Annotated in this window: 18 protein-coding genes; 12 read left to right on the forward strand and 6 right to left on the reverse strand. The window is 65.8% G+C overall.

The features are described 5' to 3' along the window. The first annotated feature begins 277 nt into the window (after nucleotides 1-277). The 3 genes from gltB (at nucleotide 278) to ACETII_RS17685 (ending at nucleotide 6,826) form a co-directional block, all read left to right on the forward strand. Nucleotides 278-4,963: a glutamate synthase large subunit gene (gene gltB, locus ACETII_RS17675; protein ID WP_472788184.1), complete on the forward strand. Its 4,686-nt coding sequence runs from the start codon at nucleotides 278-280 to the stop codon at nucleotides 4,961-4,963. A 228-nt stretch (nucleotides 4,964-5,191) separates the two neighbouring features. Then, complete coding sequence (locus tag ACETII_RS17680; protein WP_363348139.1) at nucleotides 5,192-6,610, forward strand: glutamate synthase subunit beta; 1,419 nt, start codon at nucleotides 5,192-5,194, stop codon at nucleotides 6,608-6,610. 6 nt (nucleotides 6,611-6,616) lie between these two features. Beyond that, nucleotides 6,617-6,826: a hypothetical protein gene (locus ACETII_RS17685; RefSeq protein ID WP_363348141.1), complete on the forward strand. Its 210-nt coding sequence runs from the start codon at nucleotides 6,617-6,619 to the stop codon at nucleotides 6,824-6,826. 79 nt (nucleotides 6,827-6,905) lie between these two features. Here the strand turns inward: ACETII_RS17685 and ACETII_RS17690 are convergent, their stop codons facing one another. Next, nucleotides 6,906-7,589: a L,D-transpeptidase gene (locus ACETII_RS17690; protein ID WP_472786385.1), complete on the reverse strand. Its 684-nt coding sequence runs from the start codon at nucleotides 7,587-7,589 to the stop codon at nucleotides 6,906-6,908. Between the two features lie 118 nt (nucleotides 7,590-7,707). Then, the gene (locus ACETII_RS17695) at nucleotides 7,708-9,003 is read right to left on the reverse strand and encodes an SGNH/GDSL hydrolase family protein (protein ID WP_472786386.1); all 1,296 of its coding nucleotides are present in this window, start codon (nucleotides 9,001-9,003) and stop codon (nucleotides 7,708-7,710) included. Between the two features lie 105 nt (nucleotides 9,004-9,108). Between ACETII_RS17695 and ACETII_RS17700 the strand changes: the two genes are divergently transcribed. The 4 genes from ACETII_RS17700 (at nucleotide 9,109) to ACETII_RS17715 (ending at nucleotide 11,901) form a co-directional block, all read left to right on the forward strand. Further along, entirely contained in the window at nucleotides 9,109-9,582 is a 474-nt protein-coding gene (locus ACETII_RS17700; RefSeq protein ID WP_363348147.1) for a hypothetical protein, read from the forward strand. Nucleotides 9,583-9,613: 31 nt separating this feature from the next. Further along, on the forward strand, nucleotides 9,614-10,384 hold the full coding sequence (locus ACETII_RS17705; RefSeq protein ID WP_472786387.1) for a ribonuclease T2 family protein: 771 nt from the start codon (nucleotides 9,614-9,616) through the stop codon (nucleotides 10,382-10,384). A gap of 3 nt (nucleotides 10,385-10,387) precedes the next feature. Continuing rightward, nucleotides 10,388-11,233, forward strand: a complete 846-nt coding sequence (locus tag ACETII_RS17710; protein ID WP_472786388.1) for a 23S rRNA (adenine(2030)-N(6))-methyltransferase RlmJ — start codon at nucleotides 10,388-10,390, stop codon at nucleotides 11,231-11,233. 74 nt (nucleotides 11,234-11,307) lie between these two features. After that, the gene (locus ACETII_RS17715) at nucleotides 11,308-11,901 is read left to right on the forward strand and encodes a glutathione S-transferase (protein ID WP_472786389.1); all 594 of its coding nucleotides are present in this window, start codon (nucleotides 11,308-11,310) and stop codon (nucleotides 11,899-11,901) included. A gap of 7 nt (nucleotides 11,902-11,908) precedes the next feature. Here the strand turns inward: ACETII_RS17715 and lysM are convergent, their stop codons facing one another. Continuing rightward, nucleotides 11,909-12,424, reverse strand: coding sequence for a peptidoglycan-binding protein LysM (gene lysM / locus ACETII_RS17720; protein ID WP_363348155.1), 516 nt, complete (start codon nucleotides 12,422-12,424; stop codon nucleotides 11,909-11,911). Between the two features lie 196 nt (nucleotides 12,425-12,620). Between lysM and ACETII_RS17725 the strand changes: the two genes are divergently transcribed. The 4 genes from ACETII_RS17725 to ACETII_RS17740 all read left to right on the forward strand — a co-directional run bounded on the left by ACETII_RS17725 (nucleotide 12,621) and on the right by ACETII_RS17740 (nucleotide 16,205). Further along, complete coding sequence (locus ACETII_RS17725; protein WP_363348157.1) at nucleotides 12,621-13,394, forward strand: SDR family oxidoreductase; 774 nt, start codon at nucleotides 12,621-12,623, stop codon at nucleotides 13,392-13,394. Nucleotides 13,395-13,516: 122 nt separating this feature from the next. Then, nucleotides 13,517-14,578 (forward strand): tRNA (adenosine(37)-N6)-threonylcarbamoyltransferase complex transferase subunit TsaD, encoded by a 1,062-nt coding sequence (gene tsaD, locus ACETII_RS17730; RefSeq protein ID WP_472786390.1) that lies wholly within the window; start codon nucleotides 13,517-13,519, stop codon nucleotides 14,576-14,578. Nucleotides 14,579-14,582: 4 nt separating this feature from the next. Further along, complete coding sequence (locus tag ACETII_RS17735; protein WP_363348161.1) at nucleotides 14,583-15,131, forward strand: phospholipase D-like domain-containing protein; 549 nt, start codon at nucleotides 14,583-14,585, stop codon at nucleotides 15,129-15,131. Nucleotides 15,132-15,215: 84 nt separating this feature from the next. Then, nucleotides 15,216-16,205, forward strand: a complete 990-nt coding sequence (locus ACETII_RS17740; RefSeq protein ID WP_472786391.1) for an NAD(P)H-dependent glycerol-3-phosphate dehydrogenase — start codon at nucleotides 15,216-15,218, stop codon at nucleotides 16,203-16,205. Between the two features lie 28 nt (nucleotides 16,206-16,233). Here ACETII_RS17740 and ACETII_RS17745 read toward each other — a convergent pair whose 3' ends face one another. Both ACETII_RS17745 and ilvD read right to left on the reverse strand, forming a co-directional pair. Then, on the reverse strand, nucleotides 16,234-18,129 hold the full coding sequence (locus tag ACETII_RS17745; RefSeq protein WP_472786392.1) for a CHASE3 domain-containing protein: 1,896 nt from the start codon (nucleotides 18,127-18,129) through the stop codon (nucleotides 16,234-16,236). A gap of 113 nt (nucleotides 18,130-18,242) precedes the next feature. Further along, a complete protein-coding gene (gene ilvD, locus ACETII_RS17750) occupies nucleotides 18,243-20,081 on the reverse strand; it encodes a dihydroxy-acid dehydratase (protein WP_472786393.1) in 1,839 nt (612 codons plus the stop codon). Nucleotides 20,082-20,206: 125 nt separating this feature from the next. Here ilvD and ACETII_RS17755 point away from each other — a divergent pair, with 125 nt between their 5' ends. Continuing rightward, nucleotides 20,207-20,758, forward strand: a complete 552-nt coding sequence (locus ACETII_RS17755; protein WP_472786394.1) for a Uma2 family endonuclease — start codon at nucleotides 20,207-20,209, stop codon at nucleotides 20,756-20,758. A 70-nt stretch (nucleotides 20,759-20,828) separates the two neighbouring features. On the opposite strand, the gene ACETII_RS17760 is transcribed toward ACETII_RS17755, so the two are convergent. Beyond that, nucleotides 20,829-21,086: an acyl carrier protein gene (locus ACETII_RS17760; RefSeq protein WP_363348171.1), complete on the reverse strand. Its 258-nt coding sequence runs from the start codon at nucleotides 21,084-21,086 to the stop codon at nucleotides 20,829-20,831. Nucleotides 21,087-21,244: the final 158 nt, after the last annotated feature.

Here is a 21,244-nt window from a genome sequence, read left to right on the forward strand (position 1 = left end):
TGCCGAACGCGGCGGCTGGGGGCGAGCGGCCGACGACGCTGGGAGTCTGGCGCGCCTTTTGCCTGAGGGCGCGGCGGCCGGGCCGGGGCAGGCGCGAGAGAATTAAAGGCGGCCGAAGCGATTGGCCGGGCGCGAGCGGGGACTGGACGAAGCGCGTGGGCGCTTCTATCCGTCCTGGTCTTGCTCTATGCAGTTTGAAACGAAGATATGACGGGACGCCGGCCGCTTGCGCGCCGCGCCGCGTCGGGGAGACGCCGCCATGACCAAGGTCGTTGATATGAAGGCCATGCAGGAGGCCCGGCAGCAGGAGGTCGCCCTTGGCCGAGATCCCGCGCTGCCCGCGGCGCAGGGCCTCTACGATCCGGCGCAGGAGCACGATTCCTGCGGCGTCGGCTTCGTCGCCAACATGCATAACCAGAAGACGCACACCATCGTCGAGATGGGCCTGCAGATCTTGCTCAACCTCGACCATCGCGGCGCGGTCGGGGCGGACCCCAAGCTCGGCGACGGCTGCGGCATTCTCGTCCAGATCCCGCATGAGTTCTTCAAGGCGGAGTGCCGGAAGCTCGGATTCGATCTTCCCGCCCCCGGCGACTATGCGATTGGCCAGTTCTTCATGCCGCGCGACGCGGAAGTGCGCGCGCAAGCCAAAGCTATTCTCGAAGAGCAGATGCGCGACGAGGGCGTCGTCGTGCTCGGCTGGCGCGATCTTCCCGTCGATTCGAGCGACCTTGGCGACGCCGTTCGCGACGTCGAGCCGCATCACATCCAGCTTTTCATCGGCCGCGGCCCGGATGTGAAAGATTCGGACGATTTCGAGCGGCGCATCTATCTTGCGCGCAAGTCGTCCTCAAACGAGATCTACAAGCTCGAAGGCGGCCGCGAATTTTACTCCGTCTCGGTCTCGACGCGCACCATCGTCTACAAGGGCATGGTGCTGGTCTCCCAGCTCGGCAGCTATTTCCTCGACCTCAAGGACGAGCGCTTCGTCTCGGCGATCGCGCTCGTGCACCAGCGCTTTGCGACCAACACTTTCCCGTCGTGGCGGCTCGCTCACCCTTACCGCTTCGTCGCCCACAACGGCGAAATCAATACGCTGCGCGGCAATCTCAACTGGATGGCGGCGCGTCAGGCGGCGGTCTCCTCGCCGCTCTTTGGCGATAATATCAGCAAGCTCTGGCCGATCTCCTATGAGGGCCAGTCCGACACAGCCTGTTTCGACAATGCGCTCGAATTTCTGGTGCGCGGCGGCTATTCGCTCGCCCATGCTGTGATGATGCTGATTCCGGAGGCCTGGGCGGGCAATCCGCTGATGGACGAGGATCGTCGCGCCTTCTATGAGCACCACGCCGCGCTCATGGAGCCGTGGGACGGCCCCGCCGCCATGGCCTTCACCGACGGCCGCCAGATCGGCGCGACGCTCGACCGCAATGGCCTGCGTCCGGCGCGCTATCTCGTCACCGACGACGGTCTCGTGGTGATGGCGTCGGAAATGGGCGTGCTGCCGATCCCGGAAGAGAAAATCGTCCAGAAGTGGCGCCTGCAGCCGGGCAAGATGCTGCTCGTCGATCTGGAGCAGGGCCGCATCATCTCCGACGACGAGATCAAGAAAGAGCTGTCGCTCTCCCATCCCTACAAGGAGTGGCTGGCGCGCACGCAGATCCAGCTCGAGGAGCTGAAGCCCGTCGAGTCGCGCCCGGCGCGCGCCGACGTCACGCTCCTCGATCGCCAGCAGGCCTTCGGCTACACCGAGGAAGACCTTTATCTCCTGATGTATCCCATGGCGGTCACCGGCCAGGAGGCCGTCGGCTCCATGGGCACGGACACGCCGGTGTCGCCGCTCTCCGACAAGGAGAAGCTGCTCTACACTTACTTCAAGCAAAACTTCGCGCAGGTGACCAATCCGCCGATCGACCCGATCCGCGAAGAGCTGGTCATGAGCCTTGTCTCCTTCATTGGCCCGCGCCCGAACATTCTCGATCACGAGGGCTCGGCCAATAAGAAGCGACTCGAAGTGCGCCAGCCGATCCTGACCAACGAGGATTTGGAGAAGATCCGCTGGATCGGCATGGTCGAAGACAGCTTCGACACCAAGACGCTCGAAATCTCTTACGATTCGAGCAGGGGCGCGGCCGGCATGCGCGGCGCCATTCAGCGCCTGTGCCAGCGCGCGGAAGAAGCGGTCAGCGGCAAATACAACATCATCATTCTCTCGGATCGCATGGTCGGGCCGGACCGCATTCCGATCCCCGCGCTGCTCGCGACGGCCGCCGTGCACCATCATCTGATCCGCAAGGGTCTGCGCACGTCGGTCGGCCTCGTCGTCGAGACCGGCGAGGCGCGCGAGGTGCATCACTTCGCCTGTCTCGCGGGCTTCGGCGCCGAGGCGATCAACCCCTATCTCGCCTTCGACACGCTCGAAGCGTCGGTTTCGGAGTTCCCCAAGGACGTCGACGCCGAGACGGCGATCAAGCGTTACATCAAGGCGGTGGGCAAGGGCCTCTTGAAGGTCATGTCCAAGATGGGCATTTCGACCTACCAGTCTTATTGCGGCGCGCAGATTTTCGACGCCGTGGGCCTCGCGCAGCTCTTCGTCGACGAATTCTTCACCGGCACGACGACCCGCGTCGAAGGCGTCGGCCTCGACGAGATCGCCAAGGAGTCGGTGCGACGCCACCGGCTCGCCTTCGGCGACGCGCCCGTCTATCGCGACGCGCTCGACGTCGGCGGCGACTACGCCTTCCGCATTCGCGGCGAGGCGCATAGCTGGACCCCGCAGACGGTGTCGCTGCTGCAGCACGCGGTGCGCGGCAATGCGCAGGAGCAATATCGCGCCTTCGCCAAGGCGCTCAACGAGCAGGACGAGCGCCTGCTGAACCTGCGCGGGCTGTTCCGCATCAAGGGCGCCGAGGAAGATGGCCGCAAGCCCGCGCCGCTCGACGAGGTCGAGCCCGCGAGCGAGATCGTCAAGCGCTTCGCAACGGGGGCCATGTCCTTCGGCTCGATCTCGCGCGAGGCCCACACGACGCTCGCCATCGCCATGAACCGCATCGGCGGCAAGTCGAATACGGGCGAGGGCGGCGAGGAGCCGGATCGCTTCAAGCCGCTGCCCAACGGCGACACCATGCGCTCGGCGATCAAGCAGGTGGCCTCGGGCCGCTTCGGCGTGACGACGGAGTATCTCGTCAACGCGGACATGATCCAGATCAAGATGGCGCAGGGCGCGAAGCCCGGCGAAGGCGGGCAACTGCCGGGCGACAAGGTCGACGCGGTGATCGCCAAGGTGCGCCATTCGACGCCGGGCGTCGGCCTGATCTCGCCGCCGCCGCATCACGACATTTACTCGATCGAGGATTTGGCGCAGCTCATCTTCGATTTGAAGAACGTCAATCCGAAAGCCGCGATTTCGGTGAAGCTCGTCTCCGAGGTCGGCGTCGGCACGGTCGCGGCCGGCGTCTCCAAGGGCCGCGCCGACCATGTGACGATCTCGGGCTTCGAGGGCGGCACCGGCGCCTCGCCCCTGACCTCGATCAAGCACGCCGGCAGCCCGTGGGAGATCGGCCTCGCCGAGACGCATCAGACCCTGGTGCTCAACGGCCTGCGCTCGCGCATCGCGGTTCAGGTGGACGGCGGTCTGCGCACGGGCCGCGACGTGGTCGTCGGCGCCCTGCTCGGAGCGGACGAGTTCGGCTTCTCGACCGCGCCGCTGATTGCGGCCGGCTGCATCATGATGCGCAAGTGCCATCTCAACACGTGCCCGGTCGGCGTGGCGACGCAGGACCCCGTCCTGCGCAAGCGCTTCGTCGGCCAGCCGGAGCATGTCATCAACTACTTCTTCTTCGTCGCCGAGGAAGTGCGCGAGTTGATGGCCGAGATGGGCTTCCGCCGCTTCGACGAACTCGTCGGACAGATGCAGATGCTCGACAAGACGAAGGCCGTCGCCCATTGGAAGGCGCAGGGCCTCGACTTCTCGAAGCTGTTCCACAAGCCGGCGGGCGAGGGCCCCAAGATCCGTCATTCGCAATCGCAGGATCACGGCCTCGACAAGGCGCTCGACAACAAGCTCATTGCCGAGGCGCGTCCCGCGCTCGATCGCGGCGCGAAGGTTTCGATCGAGACGCCGATCAAGAACGTCGACCGCACGACGGGCGCGATGCTCTCCGGCGAAGTCGCGCGCATCTACGGCCACGCCGGCCTGCCGGAAGATACGATCAGCATACGCGCCACGGGCACGGCGGGGCAGAGCTTCGGCGCTTTCCTCGCGCGCGGCGTCACGCTCCAGCTCGAGGGCGAGGCCAACGACTATGTCGGCAAGGGTCTCTCCGGCGGCAAGCTGGTCGTCTATCCCTCGCGCAACGCCAGGCAGATCGATCCGTCGAACTCGATCATCGTCGGCAATACCGTGCTCTACGGCGCCATTGCGGGCGAGTGCTATTTCCGCGGCGTCGCGGGCGAGCGTTTTGCCGTGCGCAATTCGGGCGCCGTCGCCGTCGTCGAGGGCGTGGGCGACCATGGCTGCGAATATATGACCGGCGGCGTGGTGGTGGTGCTCGGGCAGACGGGCCGCAATTTCGCGGCCGGCATGTCCGGCGGCATCGCCTATGTCATCGACGAGGACGATACGTTCGCGACGCGCTGCAACCTCGCCATGGTCGATCTCGAACCCGTGGGCGCCGAGGAGACGGCGATGACCGAGACCTATCACCAGTCCGGCGACCTCGAGACGCATGGCAAGGTCGACATCCTCGCCGACATGACGCGTTTCGACGCCGAGCGCCTGCGCCAGCTCATCCAGAATCATCTGCGTTACACGGGCTCGACCCGCGCCCGCGACATTCTGGACAATTGGGCGGTCTATCGGCCGAAATTCCGCAAGGTCATGCCGATCGAATATCGCCGCGCGCTCACGGAAATGGCGGCGAAGAAGGCGCAGCCGAAACGTCTCGCGGCGGCCGGCGAATAGGACCGGCCGGCCCTTTCGGGCCAAAGCGGCGCGGAGCCGTCAAAAGCTTCGCGCCGAGCGCACGTCAGGCGGATCGCTTGACGGTTTGAAAAAACGTTGCGAAATCCCGCTGTGGCGGCGGTTGTCGACAGGCTGGCGGAATTCGCCTTTGAATCCGGCGGTGGGAACGGAGCACAGTTAAGTTCCGGTCATGGCCGGAGCCCGATGCGAAAGGTTGGGAAGCTACTCATGGGCAAGGTCACGGGCTTTCTCGAAATCGACCGTCAGGACCGCAAATACAAGCCGGCGGCCGACCGAATTCGCCATTACGACGAATTCGTCATCCCCCTTTCCGAAGAGGCCACCCGCAATCAGGCCTCGCGCTGCATGGATTGCGGCATCCCGTTCTGCCACAACGGCTGCCCGGTCAATAACCAGATCCCCGACTGGAACGACCTGGTCTATCACGGCGACTGGAGGAAGGCGCTCGCCAATCTCCATTCAACGAACAACTTTCCGGAATTTACCGGCCGCATCTGCCCCGCGCCTTGCGAAGCGTCCTGCACGCTGAACCTCCAGGACCAGCCGGTCACGATCAAGTCGATCGAATGCGCTATCGTCGACCGCGGCTTTGCTGAGGGCTGGGTCGTGCCCGAGCCGCCGAAGCGCAAGACCGGCCGCCGCGTCGCGGTCGTCGGCTCGGGCCCGGCGGGCCTCGCCGCCGCCCAGCAGCTCGCGCGCGCCGGCCATGACGTCCATGTCTTCGAAAAGGCGGCCAAGGCTGGCGGCCTGCTGCGCTACGGCATTCCCGACTTCAAGATGGAGAAGCATCTCGTCGACCGCCGCGTCGAGCAGATGGAGGCCGAAGGCGTCATCTTCCACTACAACGTCAATGTTGGCGTGGACGTGAATGTCCGCGAGCTCGTCGCGGGCCACGACGCCCTCGTTCTCGCAGGCGGCGCCGAGGCCCCCCGCGATCTGCCGATCCCCGGCCGCGAATTTCGGGGCGTGCATTTCGCCATGGACTTCCTCACGCAGCAGAACCGCCGCGTGTCCGGCGAGCCGCTGCCGACCAATGAGCCGATCCTGGCGACCGGCAAGCATGTCGTCGTGATCGGCGGCGGCGACACGGGTTCCGACTGCATCGGCACTTCGGTGCGCCATGGCGCGTTGTCGGTGACGCAGCTCGAAATCATGCCGCGTCCGCCGGAGAAGGAAAACAAGCTGCTCACCTGGCCGGATTGGCCGTTGAAGCTGCGCACCTCCTCGTCGCACGAAGAAGGGTCGGCCCGTGAATTCTCCGTGCTGACGAAGGAGTTCGTCGGCGAGGGCGGCGTCGTGAAGGGCCTGCGCTGCGTGCGCGTCGACGGCAAGATGCAGGAAGTTCCGGAGAGCTCCTTCACCATCCGCGCCGATCTCATCCTCCTCGCCATGGGCTTCGTGTCGCCGTTGCGCAAAGGGCTGCTCGAAGGGGCGGGCGTGGATCTCGATAACCGCGGAAATGTCGCGGCCGACACCCGCGCTTATAAATCGTCGCGGGAAAAAGTGTTTGCGTGCGGAGACATGCGGCGCGGACAATCGCTCGTGGTGTGGGCCATTCGCGAGGGACGCCAATGCGCCCATGCGGTCGATCTTCACCTGATGGGCGAAACAAATCTGCCAAGGTGAGGAAAAATGATCAGCGAGAAGCTCAATCTCTGGTACTGCGACACTTTCGTCTCTCAGCCGTGGCAATTCTTCTTTCTGGTGCTGCCGCTCGTCGGCGCTTTTCTCTACGGGCGCGATAAGAAGAGACTCGGCTGGACCCTGATCGGGATATGGATCGCGGTGACAGTGTCCTTCTCGGCGCTGACCAATTTCGTGTTTAGCTGCAATCTGGATTGATTAGAGAAGAAAAAGCCCCTCACGCTGAGGCGCCTCCGCAGGCGGCGTCTCGAAGCACGAGGGGCCAACTCTCAAACAATCAGAGCACCACAACCGTTGTTCCGACCTTCACCCGGCTGAACAAGTCGCTCACGTCGTCATTGGTCATGCGGATGCAGCCGGAGGAGACGGCCTGTCCGATCGTCCAGGGCTCATTGGAGCCGTGGATGCGAAACATGGTGTCGCGCTCGCCGGAATAGAGATACATCGCGCGGGCGCCGAGCGGATTGTCCTGGCCGCCGGCCATGTGGCGCGGCAAATCGGGACGGCGCTTCAGCATTTCCTTCGGCGGCGTCCAATCCGGCCAGGATTCCTTGCGGCCGATGCGGACGCGGCCCTTCCAGGTGAAGCCCTCACGACCGACGCCAATGCCGTAGCGCATCGCCTCGCCATTGCCGAGCGAGAGATAGAGATAACGATTGGCCGTGTCGACCGTAATGACGCCGGCGCGCTCGCCCGTCGGATCGGCGATGCGCTCGCGGGTCGTCGCCGGATATTCGCGGCCGAGACGGGTTTCGTCCTGCATGTCTGCCGGCGCCGTCTGCTGAGGCTCGCCATAATAAGCCGTCATGTTGCGCGCATCGGGCGCGGGTTCATTGTCGAAGAGCGCAAAGAAGCCGCGTCCGTCGGCCGACGACGGGGTCGAAAACGCGATCCCAACGAGCGAGAAAGCGGCAATCGAGAGAAAGCGACGAGGGCCCTTGGCAAAATGCGGCATCTTCATGGCTCCGAATATTCCTTGGCGGGAAATGCGTGAGCCTGACTGAGGGTTCCACTGGAAACCAGGCAACCCTCAAAATTTTTGCCCAAATGTCGACACAAGGGTTAATGGAAGGGCGCCATCATTGGGCTGGCGCCCTCCACGACGAGTCGTCGGCGCGATTGGGGCGCGACGGCTGATCGCCGCCGTCGACGAACACGTGCCGGGCGAGCGCCTGCGCATCGGCGCCCGAAGCGCCCGTTTTCGGCGCGGGGCGCGCCAGTTCGGCGCTCGCGGCCGCCGCCGATCCGCTCAACGTCTGAACCGGACCAATCGCGGGTCGCTCGGGGAGCGCGGGGGCGTTGGAAGCCGCCGGATTGACGGGAGACCGGAACACGATGGGCGCGCCGGGGGCCGGCGGCGCGGCGGCCTGCGCGGGCGTTTCGGCGGGCGCCGTCGCCGTCGGCTGCTGTTCGGGCGCGACGGGGTGATTGCCCTCGTAGAGCTTCTTGATTTCATTCGCGACGAAATGCGCGACGCTCAGCGCGCCGGCGTCGGTGAGATGCACGCCGTCGGCCGTGCGCAGCTTCACGATCTGGCCGTTGATGTCCGGCCCGAAGGCGCTGAACTGGCCGCGCTCATCGGCGAGAGCCTCCCACAAATCGACAAAGACACCGCCGTCCTTTGTGACGGCGGCGCGATAAATGTCGTTGAGCTTCGCCATATCGGCCGAAAAGCTCTCATTCTTCATGATCGGCAGACCGACCCACACCACCGTGATCTTCTTCTCGCGAAACGGCGCCAGCATGGCGTCGACGCGCGCCTGATAGAGCTCCCGCCAGCGCGGCGAAAACGGCTCCTCGCTTTTGGTCCCGTCACGCAGCGACTGACGGTCGTTCGAGCCGATCATGATGACCGCGACATCGACCTTCTGCGGGCCGCTGGCGATGTCCTTGGCGGCTTTCGGCCAGTCGAAATAATCCTCGCGCACCAGCCCGGAATTTTCCTTGGCCTTTTTCTCGACGCCGATTTCCGGCTTGTCGGCGAAGGTCTCCTCGAGCCCATTGCCGAGCAGCACGCCGAAACTGTCGCCCATCACGGCGACGAAATAATTTGCCGCGAGGTCGGGCTTCTCCGGCGCCGCCGAGTCCGTCGGCTCGCCGCGCTTGGAGCGCTTCGCGGCGCGGCTGGCGTCGCCGCTGCGCCAATAGGTCGGCGGGCGGTTTTCCTGATGCGGCATGATGCGCCGCACGCGCGGCTGCTCAGTGGCGCGGGACGGCGCCGCGCGCCTCGGCCCGCCGAAAATGCCCTCGAAGAAATCGGAGAAGGGGTCTTGCGCATGGGCGCTCGGCGCGGCCGCGAGAACGGCGGCGAGCGCGATCGCCGCGATCGCCAAGAGGCGCGAAAGAACGGCTCTTGCTCTGAAATTCTTCGCCATGGCCGCACTATAAGGGCGTGGCGGTTCGTCGTGCAAATCGCGACTTGACGCGGAGGGAGGCTTCGGGGCCCAATCCCGCTCCGAGTCGGGTGCGGGAAGGAAAGCATGCGAAACTTCGCTTTGGGACGCGTCGCCGTGGGTCTCGTCGTTTCGGCCCTTGCCTGCGGCGGCGCCGCGGCCGCGGGGATCGTCACCTATGGCGAGCAGGACCGCCCGCTTGCCGAAGAGCGCTACCCCCCCTTTAGAAGCGCGCTGCCGGCCTGCAACGATCCGGGCGTGCTGGCCGAGATTTCCTGGAGCTTCAAGGGACGCGAGTGGGAGTATTGGGGGTCGGGCCTCGAAATCGACTCGTTCTACCCCCCGTTCGAATACGGCTATCGCACCGATGGTTTGAGCTACATTCCGCGCCGTTATTGTCAGGCGGACGCGCTGTTCAACGACGGCCTGCGCCGCCGCGTGGTCTATAATATTGCGGAGGCGCTCGGCTTCATCGGCATTGGCTCGGGCGTGACATGGTGCATCGTCGGACTTGACCGCAACCATGCGTTCAGTCCGAATTGCCGCGCGGCCGGACCTTGATCTGGGCCGCCGCTGCAGCCAGAGGTCTCTCATGTTTGGTTTCAACGTCGCCGCCCTCGCGCGCGCTTTGCCGCTCGTCGCCGCTCTATGGGGGTCCGCCCTCGCAGTCCCCGCTCAGGCGAAGGATGCGGACTGTATTCTCGATCGCTGCGCCGATCGCTCGGGCCCCAAGGCGCCAAGCGAGACGCCCGCGCCCGAGCCCGAGAAGGCCGACGCCGGCTTTCGCGGCGGCGCGCCCGCGCGGGACTTCGACTTCTATGTTCTGGCGTTGAGCTGGTCGCCGGGGTTCTGCGAGCATGTCGGCGGCGCGCATGACCAGTGCGAACCGGGAAAAGGGCAGGGCTTCGTTGTGCACGGCCTCTGGCCCCAATATGAGCAGGGCTATCCGAGCGATTGTCCCGGGCCGCGCTCGCCCTCGCGTATTGCGCTCGAGCGCGCCAATGGCGTCTTTCCCGACGAACGGCTGGCGCGTTACGAATGGCGCAAGCATGGGACCTGTTCAGGCAAGAGCCCCAGCGACTTCTTCGCCGACGTCGCCCGCGCGCGCGAGGCGGTGACGATCCCGCAGCCCTTCGTCAAGCCGACGCGCGACCAGACCTTCACGCCCATCGACGTGGAGCGCGCTTTCTACGACGCCAATCCGCGCCTGCGGCCGGGCATGATGGCGGTCGCCTGCCGACGCGACGTGCTGGAGGGCGTGCGCATCTGCCTCTCCAAGGATCTGCGTGAGTTTCGCGCCTGTCCGGACGTCGTCCGCCGTGGCTGCCGTCAGCGGGAGATCGCGGCGCCCGCGCCGCTGTAACGCATGAACTACCGACACGGCTTCCACGCCGGCAATTTTGCGGATGTCTTCAAGCACGCATTGCTGGCGCGGCTGCTCCTGTATCTGACGCGGAAGGACGCCCCGTTTCGCGTCATCGACACGCATGCCGGCGAAGGCGCTTATGATCTTGCCGCCGAGGAAGCCGAGCGCACGCTCGAATGGCGCGACGGCGTCGGGCGGCTCGCCGATCTTTCCGCCGCCGATGACGAGACGCGCGATCTGCTCGCGCCCTATCTCGCGTGTCTCGGCGCCTTCGACGCCGATGGGCGACCCGCGCTTTATCCCGGCTCGCCGCTGATCGCCGCGCGGCTGATGCGCCCGCAGGATCGCGCCATTTTCTGCGAACTCCGCCCGGACGCCTTCGCGGCGCTGCGCTATCGCTTCGGTCGCGACGCGCGCGTCAAGACGATTCATATCGACGGCTATACCGGCCTTTCCGCCTATGTGCCTCCGAAAGAGCGGCGCGGCCTCGTCCTCATCGATCCGCCCTTCGAGCGCACGGACGAATTTGCGGCGATGTTTTCAGCCTTTCTCGCGGCCTATCAAAAATGGCCGACGGGCGTTTACGCGCTGTGGCATCCCTCGAAGGACGCACAGGGCGAGCGCGACTTCCTCGACGGCTTCAAGCGCGAGGGCGTGAAGCGCGCCTTGCGCCTGTCGCTCGCCGTCGCCGGCGGCGGCGAGGGCTTGCGCCGCACGGGGCTGGTCGTCGTCAATCCGCCTTTCGTCTTCGAGGACGAGGCGCGCCGCATCCTGGCGTATCTGGCGCCGAAATTGGCGCAAGGCCCCGGCGCGGGCTTTGACCTGGAGCGGCTGACGGGGGAATAGGGGCGTCATCGGCGGCAGCCGTCCCGCCCCGGCTGATTGACAGTGGAACGCTCACCGACGAAAGACAAAAGCTTATGATGATCCTTCGCTATTCCGCCGCCTCCCCCTATGCGCGCAAGATCCGTATCGCCGCGGAGCTTCTGGGGCTCTCGTCACGCATCGAGGTTGTCGCGGCGAGCACCACGGACCCAAACGACTCGCTGCGTCAGCAAAACCCGCTCGGCAAAATTCCGACGCTGCTGCTCGAGGATGGAACGGCCCTCTATGACAGCCGCGTGATCGTGGATTATCTCGATTACCTCGGCGGTCATCAGTTGATCCCCGCCGATCCGCTTCGCCGCTTCGACGTGTTGCGGCTTCAGGCGCTCGGCGACGGGATCAATGACGCGGCGCTGCTCATTCGCTATGAGACGGCGACGCGCCGTCCGGAACTTCGCGACCAGGACGCGATCGATCTGCAGCAGGGCAAGATCGACCGCGCGCTCGCCGTGCTCGAGGCCGCGCCCCCGGAGGGGACCGTCAACGTGGGCCAGATCGCCGTCGCCTGCGCGCTCGGCTATCTGGATCTGCGCTTCGAGGGCGCCTGGCGCGCGACGCATCCGAAGCTCGTCGCCTGGCTTTCGGACTTCGAGACAAACACGCCCGCCTTCGAGGCGACCAAAGCGTAAGCCTGTCTTACGCCTTGCCGGCAATTTCGGCCGGGGGCGCCCAGCCGCCGGCCTGTGCGAGCGCAGAGCCGCTCGCGCCCGGAATTCGCAGACGCTGGCCGGGGTAGATCTTGTCGGGATGTTTGAGCAACGGCTTGTTGGCTTCGAAGATCTCTTCGTAGCGCGCGCCATCGCCGTAATGGGCTTCGGCGATCTTCCACAAGGTGTCGCCGGCGACGACGACATGTATGCCAGATGGCTGCGTCGGATCGTGGTCGGGGGCGATGAGATTGTTCTCGACCTTGGCCACGCCCTTGCTATTGCCCACAGCCAAAACAATCTTTTCGAGCTCGGCGCGGGAGTTGACCGCGCCGTTCAGAGTCACCGTGTCGCCGTTGACCTCGATGTCCACGCCCGAGACGTCAAAGCCGTAGCCCTGCAGCTCCTTTGCGAGCGCGTCGGCCGGGGCCGCCGCATTGTCGGTCGCGCCGGCGACCGCGGGCGCTGCTTTGCTCTTGCCGGTGAAAAAGTCGAAGATGCCCATGAAAACTCTCCTCTGACAAAACCGGATTTTTGCCCCCGCCGACCTAATCTAGGCGCTGCCGCTCAGCTTAACACCCGTGCGCGCGGATTTTTCGACGGGTGAAGAGCTTAGAGGCGTTATATGCGGCGCTGGGCCGGCCTTCGTTGACGCTGAGCGCGCATCGTGAGAAGCGGCCCGACCCGAGAGGAGAGCGGCGATGAGCGAGAGTAAGGAGACGCCCGGCGGGCCGGCGCTGGTGACGGGTGCGGCGCGGCGCATCGGCCTCGCCATCGCCGGGCGTCTCGCGCGCGAGGGGCGACCCGTCGTGCTGCATTCTTCACGCCGCTCGGCCGACGAGGCGGAGCTTGCGGCGGAAGCGATCCGCGCGCGCGGCGGCGAAGCTGTCGTCGCCGTCGCCGATCTCGCCGACGCCGTGGAGACGCAGCGTCTCATCGGCTTTGCCGCACGCGCCTTCGGGCCGCCGACGCTTCTCGTCAATAACGCGTCCATCTTCGAGGTCGACGAGGCGCATGACTTCTCGCTCGACAGCTACGAACGGCACATGGCGATCAATCTCCGCGCGCCGCTGCTGCTCGCCCGCGATTTCGCCGCGCAACTTCCGAGGGACGTGGAAGGCGCCGTCGTCAATATGATCGACCAGCGGGTCTGGCGCCTGACGCCGCGTTATTTCAGCTATACCCTCGCCAAGTCCGCGCTGTGGACGGCGACGCGCACAATGGCTCAGGCCTATGCGCCGAGAATCCGAGTCAACGCCGTGGGGCCGGGGCCGGTGTTTCCGAACGAAGCGCTGGGCGACCGCGAGTTCGAGATCGAAGCCAGCGGCGTGCCGCTCGGCCATGCCGCGGATGTCTCGGGGGTGGTGGACGCGGTGATCTTTCTCTCAAAAGCGAAGAGCGTCACCGGCCAGATGATCGCGGTCGACAGCGGCCAGCATCTCGCCTGGCGGACGCCGGATGTGGCGCCCGAATAGGACGGCTCGCGTAAACGCTTCGCAAACCATAATGGAATAAAGCTTTCGTCAGTTGCGGTCCGCTCCCCGCGGGGCTACAGCCTGCGGGCGTTCAAGACGGCGCGTTGCGCCAAGGAGTGTGCATGCGCGTTCTCGGCATCGAAACCACCTGCGACGAGACGGCCGTCGCCGTCGTGTCGGATCGCTTGGGCGGGGACGGCGGCGACATTCTCTCCAACGAGGTGCTGAGCCAGATCGCCCAGCACGCCGCCTATGGCGGCGTGGTGCCGGAAATCGCGGCTCGCGCCCATATCGACTCGCTCGACCGTCTCATCGTCCGCGCCCTCGCCAACGCCAAGGTCGACCTCAAGGACATTGACGCCATCGCCGCCGCGGCGGGGCCGGGCCTCATTGGCGGAGTGCTGGTGGGATTGACCGCCGCCAAGGGGCTGGCGCTTGCTCTCGGCAAGCCCTTCATCGCCGTGAACCACCTCGAGGCGCACGCGCTCACCGCGCGGCTGACCGACCATCTTGAATTTCCCTTTATCGCCCTCCTGGTCTCCGGCGGGCACACGCAGCTCGTCGCCGTGCGCGGCGTCGGAGACTATCGCCGCCTCGGCTCGACGGTCGACGACGCGGCGGGCGAAGCTTTTGACAAAGTGGCGAAAATGCTCGGGCTGCCCTATCCCGGCGGCCCGCAGATTGAGGACCTCGCCCAGGAAGGCGATTCCCATCGCTTTGATTTCCCCCGTCCAATGGTCGGGCGCGGCGGCGCGGATTTCTCGCTCTCCGGACTCAAGACGGCGGTGCGGCAGGAAGTCCTCAAGATTCAGACCTTGAGCGAGCAGGACAAGAAAGACCTGGCCGCCTCCTTCCAGGCCGCCATCGTCGACGTCATCGTCGACCGCGTGCGCGGCGGCATTCGCCTGTTCAGCGAAAGCGAGGGACGCCCGAGCGGACTCGTGATCGGCGGCGGCGTCGGGGCCAATGGCGCGATCCGCCGCGCGCTCACGCGTCTTTGCGCCGAAAGCGGCCTGCGATTCATCTCGCCGCCCGCCAATCTCTGTTCCGATAATGGCGCGATCATCGCCTGGGCGGGGCTCGAGCGTCTGAAATGCGGCTACACCAGCGATCTCGGCTTCGCCCCGCGGCCGCGCTGGCCGCTCGACGCCGTCGCCAGCGGAGCCCATCACGGCAAGGCCTGACCCCTTGCGGCGAACCTTCCTCGCGGCGCTTGCTGCGCTGACGCTGACCCCAGAGCCGCAGGCGGCGGGTCCGCTCTCGCAGGAGCCGCTCGTCGCGGGGCTGCATATTTTCTATGGCCCCGGTGAGGACTTCGAGTCGGTGGACGCCCGCCTCATCAATGGCGCGCGGCGTTCGCTCGACATGGCCGCCTATGTGCTCACCGACCGCGCGCTTGTCGCGGCCCTCGGTCGCGCCGCCATGCGCGGCGTGAAAGTCAGGGTCTATCTCGACGGCGAGGAGCTCAACCGATCGGCGGCGATCCTCGACATCGCCGACGCGCCCAATCTCGACGTGCGCCGCAAGGGGCGGGGGCGCGATCTGATGCATCTCAAGAGCTATCAGGTCGACGGCCGCGTTTTGCGCAGCGGCTCGGCGAACTTCTCGGTCTCGGGCGAAGTTCATCAGGACAACGACCTCATCGTGGTCGAAAGCCCGCAGGCGGCGGCGCGCTTTCGCGAGGCGTTCGAGCGACTCTGGTCGCGTCCCGACAATCAGAAGCTCGGCTTGCGCTGACCGTCTTTGAGGCGCGACATGGGCTCGCTATAGAGAGCCGAGGGCGCCTCGCACATTCAATGCGCCGCTTTTTGGACTGGAATCATGACGCGCGACAGCATTGCAGTTCTCGGCGCCGGGGCGTGGGGCGTGGCGCTCGCCAATGTGGCGGCGCAGGGCCGCGCCCGCGTGCCGCTCTGGGCGCATGACGCCGCTCATGTGGCGGCGCTGGAGCAACATCGCGAAAATCGCCGGCACTTGCCGGGTCTGCCGCTCGCTTGCGCGGTCACGCCGACCGCCGATCTCGCTTGCATTCGCGGCGCGGAAATCGTGCTCGCCGTCGTGCCGGCGCAGGCGATGCGCGATGTGGCGCGGGCGGCGCGGCCGCATCTCGCCGACGGCGCCGCCTTCGTTATCTGCGCCAAGGGCATCGAGCGCGATCGACGCCGCTTCATGAGCGAGGTCGTGGCGGAGGAGCTGCCGCAAGCGAAGCCCGCCGTTCTCTCGGGTCCGAGCTTCGCCGCCGACGTCTGCAAGGGCCTGCCGACCGCCGTGACGCTCGCGGCGCAGGAAGAGTCGCTGGCGCAGCGGCTCTGCGAGGCGCTCTCGACCAAGACCTTCCGTCCTTATCGCTCAACCGACGTGCTCGGCGTCGAAATCGGCGGCGCCGCCAAGAATGTCTTCGCCATCGCCGCCGGCATGGCCTCCGGGCGCGAGCTCGGCGCGAGCGCGCAGGCCGCGTTGATCGCCCGCAGTTTCGCCGAATTGACGCGCCTCGGCCGGGCGCTCGGCGCGCGCAGCGAGACGCTGATGGGCCTCTCCGGCCTCGGCGATCTCGTGCTCACCTGCGGTTCGGCGCAGTCGCGCAATTTCGCCTTCGGCCAGCGGCTCGGGCGCGGCGCGGCCGCCAAGGACGCCAGTGGCGGCAAGCTCACGGAAGGCGCCTTCACCGCGCATGTGCTCGTCGAAATGGCCAAGGCCGCGGGCGTCGAAATGCCGATCGCAGAAGCGGTGGACGACATCCTTGCGGCGCGGCTCAGCGTCGACGCCGCCATCGACGCGCTGCTCATGCGCCCGCTCAAGGCGGAGAGTTAGAAACCAGAGGCGGGCCGGGTCGGAGCGACTAAGCGTTCCCCTTCGACAGATCGGCGCGCGCGTCGAGCGCCTCGCGAATCTTTGTCGCAATCTGCGCCAGGGTGAAGGGCTTCGTCAGCAGATTGACGTTAGGATCGAGAATGCCGTTGCGAACGATGGCGTGCTGCGAGTAGCCGGTGATGAACAGCACATGCAGCGCATGCCGACGGAACACGGCTTCTCGCGCAAGCCGCGCCCCGTCCATTCCCGGCATGATGACGTCCGTGATCATGAGCGAAATGTCGGCCCGCGTGCGGATGATTTGAATCGCCTCCTTGCCGCTTGCCGCTTCGAGCACGGTGTAGCCGAGTTCGCGCACGCCCTGGGCGGTCACGCGCCGAGCCTGCTCGTCGTCTTCGACGAGAAGCACGATTTCTTCCGGCCGGCCGCGCGGGAAATCATCCTCTTTCCGCTGAGGCGCGGCGGCCGGCGCTTCGCACTCTTCGACGTGGCGGGGCAGATACAGCTTGACGCAGGTGCCGTGGCCGGTCTCCGAATAGATTTTGATGTGCCCGCCGGATTGACGGACGAATCCATGCGCCTGGGAGAGCCCCAGCCCGGTGCCCTTGCCGATGGGTTTCGTCGTGAAGAAGGGATCGAAGGCTTTTGCAATGACCTCCGGGGCCATCCCTTCTCCCGTGTCGCAGACCGAGAGCAGGACATAGAGACCGGGCCGCACTTCCGGGTTCGCCTCGACGAATTCCTCGCCGAGTTCGACATTGGCGGTCTCGATCGTGAGCGTGCCGCCGTCCGGCATCGCGTCGCGGGCGTTGACCGCGAGATTCACAATGGCGCTTTCGAGTTCGTTTGCGTCGACTTTGACCGGCCAAAGGTCTTTGCCGAGCCGGGTGTCGAGCTCCACATGCGAGCCCAGCGTGCGATGCAGGATCGCGGACATGCCGGTGACGAGCTGATTGGCGTCGAGCGGCGTCGGATTGAGCGGCTGAATCCTGGAGAATGACAAGAGCCTGCGCACCAGCGCGGCGGCGCGCTCCGCTCCGTCCATGGCTGAATTGATCAGCTGATGGATCCCATCGTCGTCACGCTTGAGCTTGCGCCTCATGATATTGAGGCTCGCCACGATGACCCCCAGCATGTTGTTGAAGTCGTGGGCGATGCCGCCTGCGAGCTGGCCGAGCGCCTCGAGTTTTTGCGACTGGCGCAGTTGCGCCTCCAGCGCGCCGCGCTTGGTCGATTCCTCGATGAGTTCGTCATAGGCGCGGCGGAGGGACTCGCCCGACTTGCGCAAGGCGCTGAGTTGCTTTTCCGCCTGAAGGACCGCGAACATGGCGACGAAGCCCAAAAGGACGATCATGACGCCAATGGCCATTTCCAGGGAATCCGTCGCCTGAGACATGCGCTCGTCGCGAATGCGGTAGAGTTCTTCCTCCTGGGCGATCATTTCTCCAATCAGCGCCTCGATCTGATCGGTGAGCGCCTTGCCGCGCCCCCCGCGCACGACCTCCACCGCCTCGTCGGAGCGGCCGTCCTTCATGAGGGCCAGCTTGCGCTGCAGGAGTTCGAGCCGTTCCTCGAGGATTGGACGCAGCCTTTGCAGGCGAAGCAATTGCTGGGGATTGTCGGCGAGGAGCTTTTCGAGCGCCGCCATCTCGCCCTTGAGATGTTCGGCAAGGTTGAGCTCCGACCGGTAATAGCTGGGATCGCCGGTGATGATGTAACCGCGCTCGTCGCTCTCGGCGCGGCGGATTTCCCCCTCGAGATGGTGCAGGGCGCTTCCGACCTGGAGCGCGTGGCGCACCAGGGCGCCGCTTTCGCGTCGATGCTGTTCCGTACGAATGGTGGCCATGCCCGCCGATGCGAGAATGGCGAAAGCGGCAATCAGACTGACTGTCTCGAAAGACAGAAACCGTCTCGACGCGGCCATGCGCGACCCTAGGAACCTTATGCGGCGATCTTATGCGCTTGCAAAGTCAAAAAAGCTAGCCTCGCGACGCCCAAAGCGGGCGCGCCCAAGCGGGCGCCCGCTGGAGCCGCCCCTTACGCTTCTGGGACCTCGCGCACCGCGCCGCGCGCCGCGCTGGTCGTCATCGCCGCATAGGCGCGAAGCGCCGCGGAGACCTTGCGGGAGCGCGGGCTTGCCGGGGCAAAGCCCTTCGCGGCCTGAACCGTGCGGCGGGCGGCGAGTTCCGTCTCGCCGACGGCCAGCGTAATCCTGCGGTTCGGGATGTCGATCTCGATGCGGTCGCCGTCCTGCACCAGCGCAATGGTCCCACCCTCGGCGGCTTCGGGGGAGACGTGGCCAATCGAGAGGCCAGAGGTGCCGCCCGAGAAGCGCCCGTCGGTGATGAGCGCGCAGGCTTTGCCGAGACCCTTCGATTTCAGATAGCTCGTCGGATAGAGCATCTCCTGCATGCCCGGGCCGCCGCGCGGTCCTTCGTAGCGGATCACCACCACGTCGCCTTCCTTCACCGCGCCAGTTAAAATGCCGGAGACGGCCGCGTCCTGACTTTCGAACACGCGGGCGGGGCCTGAGAACTTCAGGATCGATTCATCGACGCCGGCTGTTTTCACGATGCAGCCGTCCTCCGCGAGATTGCCGAACAGCACGGCGAGGCCGCCGTCTTTCGAGAAGGCGTGCGTCGCGTCTCGAATGGCGCCCTTGGCGCGGTCCGCGTCGAGGTCGTCGAAGCGCCGCTCCTGGCTGAAGGCCACCTGCGTCGGCACGCCGCCGGGCGCGGCGCGGAAGAAGGTCTTGGCCGTCTCGCTCGTCGTTACGCCAATGTCCCAGCGCGCGATGGCGTCGGCCATGGTGGCGCTGTGCACGGTTGGCGACTCGCCATGCAGCAGGCCGGCGCGATGCAACTCGCCGAGGATGGCGATGACGCCGCCGGCGCGATGCACGTCCTCCATGTGCACGTCCGGGACGGAGGGCGCGACCTTGCAGAGCACCGGCACGCGGCGCGACATGCGGTCGATGTCCGCCATGGTGAAGGGCACCTCGGCCTCATAGGCCGCCGCAAGCAGATGCAGCACCGTATTGGTCGATCCGCCCATGGCGATGTCGAGGGCGATAGCGTTCTCGAAGGCTTCAAAATTGGCGATCGAGCGGGGCAGCACGCTTGCGTCGTCCTGCTCGTAATAGCGGCGGGCGAGATCGACGATGAGATGGCCGGCCTCGATGAAGAGCCGCTTGCGGTCGGCGTGGGTGGCGAGCGTCGTGCCATTGCCGGGCAGCGACAGGCCGAGCGCCTCTGTGAGGCAGTTCATGCTGTTGGCCGTGAACATGCCGGAGCAGGAGCCGCAGGTGGGGCAGGCGGAGCGCTCGATCGCCATGACGTCGCTCTCGGCCACCTTGTCATCGGCGCCGGCGATGATCGCGTCGACGAGGTCCAGCGAATGTTCCTTGCCCGCGAGCACCACCTTGCCGGCCTCCATCGGCCCGCCCGAGACGAAGACCGCCGGAATGTTGAGCCGCAGCGCGGCCATCAGCATGCCGGGCGTGATCTTGTCGCAGTTCGAGATGCAGACGATGGCGTCGGCGCAATGGGCGTTGACCATATACTCGACGCTGTCGGCGATGATCTCCCGCGAGGGCAGGGAGTAGAGCATCCCGTCATGGCCCATGGCGATGCCGTCGTCGACGGCGATGGTGTTGAATTCCTTGGCCACGCCGCCCGCCTTCTCAACCTCGCGGGCGACGAGCTGGCCGAGGTCCTTCAGATGCACATGGCCGGGCACGAACTGGGTGAAGCTGTTGGCGATGGCGATGATCGGCTTGCCGAAGTCCTCGTCCTTCATGCCCGTCGCGCGCCAGAGGCCGCGCGCGCCCGCCATGTTGCGGCCATGGGTGGTGGTGCGTGAGCGATACGGAGGCATGAGCAATCTTTCCTGCTGAGCGGAATTTTAAGACAAGGCGATAGCCCAGCCCGCGCGCCCCCGCAACCTCCGCGGCCCGGAACGCTCCTATGGCCCGGGGGCGAAAACGCGTTATGCTTGCCGACATGTCCGCGCGACCCAAAGACCGCATGACCGTCGAGGAATTTCTCGCCTGGAGCGAAGCTCAGGAGGGGCGCTTCGAACTGGTCGACGGCGTCGTCTACGCCCAGGCCGCCGAGCGGGCCGCGCATGCGGAGATGAAGCTGAACGTCGCGGTCGCCCTGATGACCGCATTGCGCGCCAAAGGGCTGGAATGCCGTGCGATGGTCGACGGCATGGGCGTTCGCGTCGGCGCCACGACGGTCTATGAGCCGGATGCGCTGGTCTATTGCGGCCCCAAGCTCCGGGGGGACGCTCTTCTCGTCGAGAACCCCGTGGCGGTCGTCGAAGTGATCTCGCCGACGACGGGCCGCAACGACCACACGCGCAAGCTTGCCGGCTATTTCGCCGTGCCGAGCATCCGCCATTATCTGATCGTCGACCCGGACGAGCGGCTCGTCGTCCATCACGAGCGCCGCGCTGACGGCGTAGTGGTGAGCCACATTCTCACCGAGGGCGCCGCGAAGCTCGATCCGCCGGGGGTCGAACTTGCGCTCTCCGAACTCTACGGGTCGTAAAAACACAGGCCCGAAAGCGCGCCAGGCGTGGCGCCCGCCTTCGGGCCTTGTGAGCGCGAGCGTCCTGAAGTTAAGCGGCCTTTCGGTCGGCGTGGGGGGCCAGCTCGTTGAGGCAGGAGACGATGGCGTTGACGGAAACGAAGCTCTGACGGCGGAGCATGGCGACCGGAAACTCGACGTCGAAAGCCTCCTCGATCGCAAGCATGGTCCGGATGGCGGCGAATGGCGTCAGCCCCGCCTCGTAGAGATCGGCGCTGTCGGACAGCGTCTCAATCGGGGTATGCAGGCGGCCGTTCTCTTGCAAAAGACGCCGGATGGTCTCGATCATCGGTCCAACTCCAGGGGCGCGCGCCAGTATTCTTGCGCGGGCCGAGGCTTGTGCTCGAAGTGACGTCGCGATTGTCGGGGACAATCGTGAATATCAAGGAAAGAAATGGGGCGCCGCTGCTGAACCGAAAATGAATTGCCCGGCATTTTCATAAAATT

This window comes from Methylocystis sp. NC52PC (assembly GCF_055698645.1).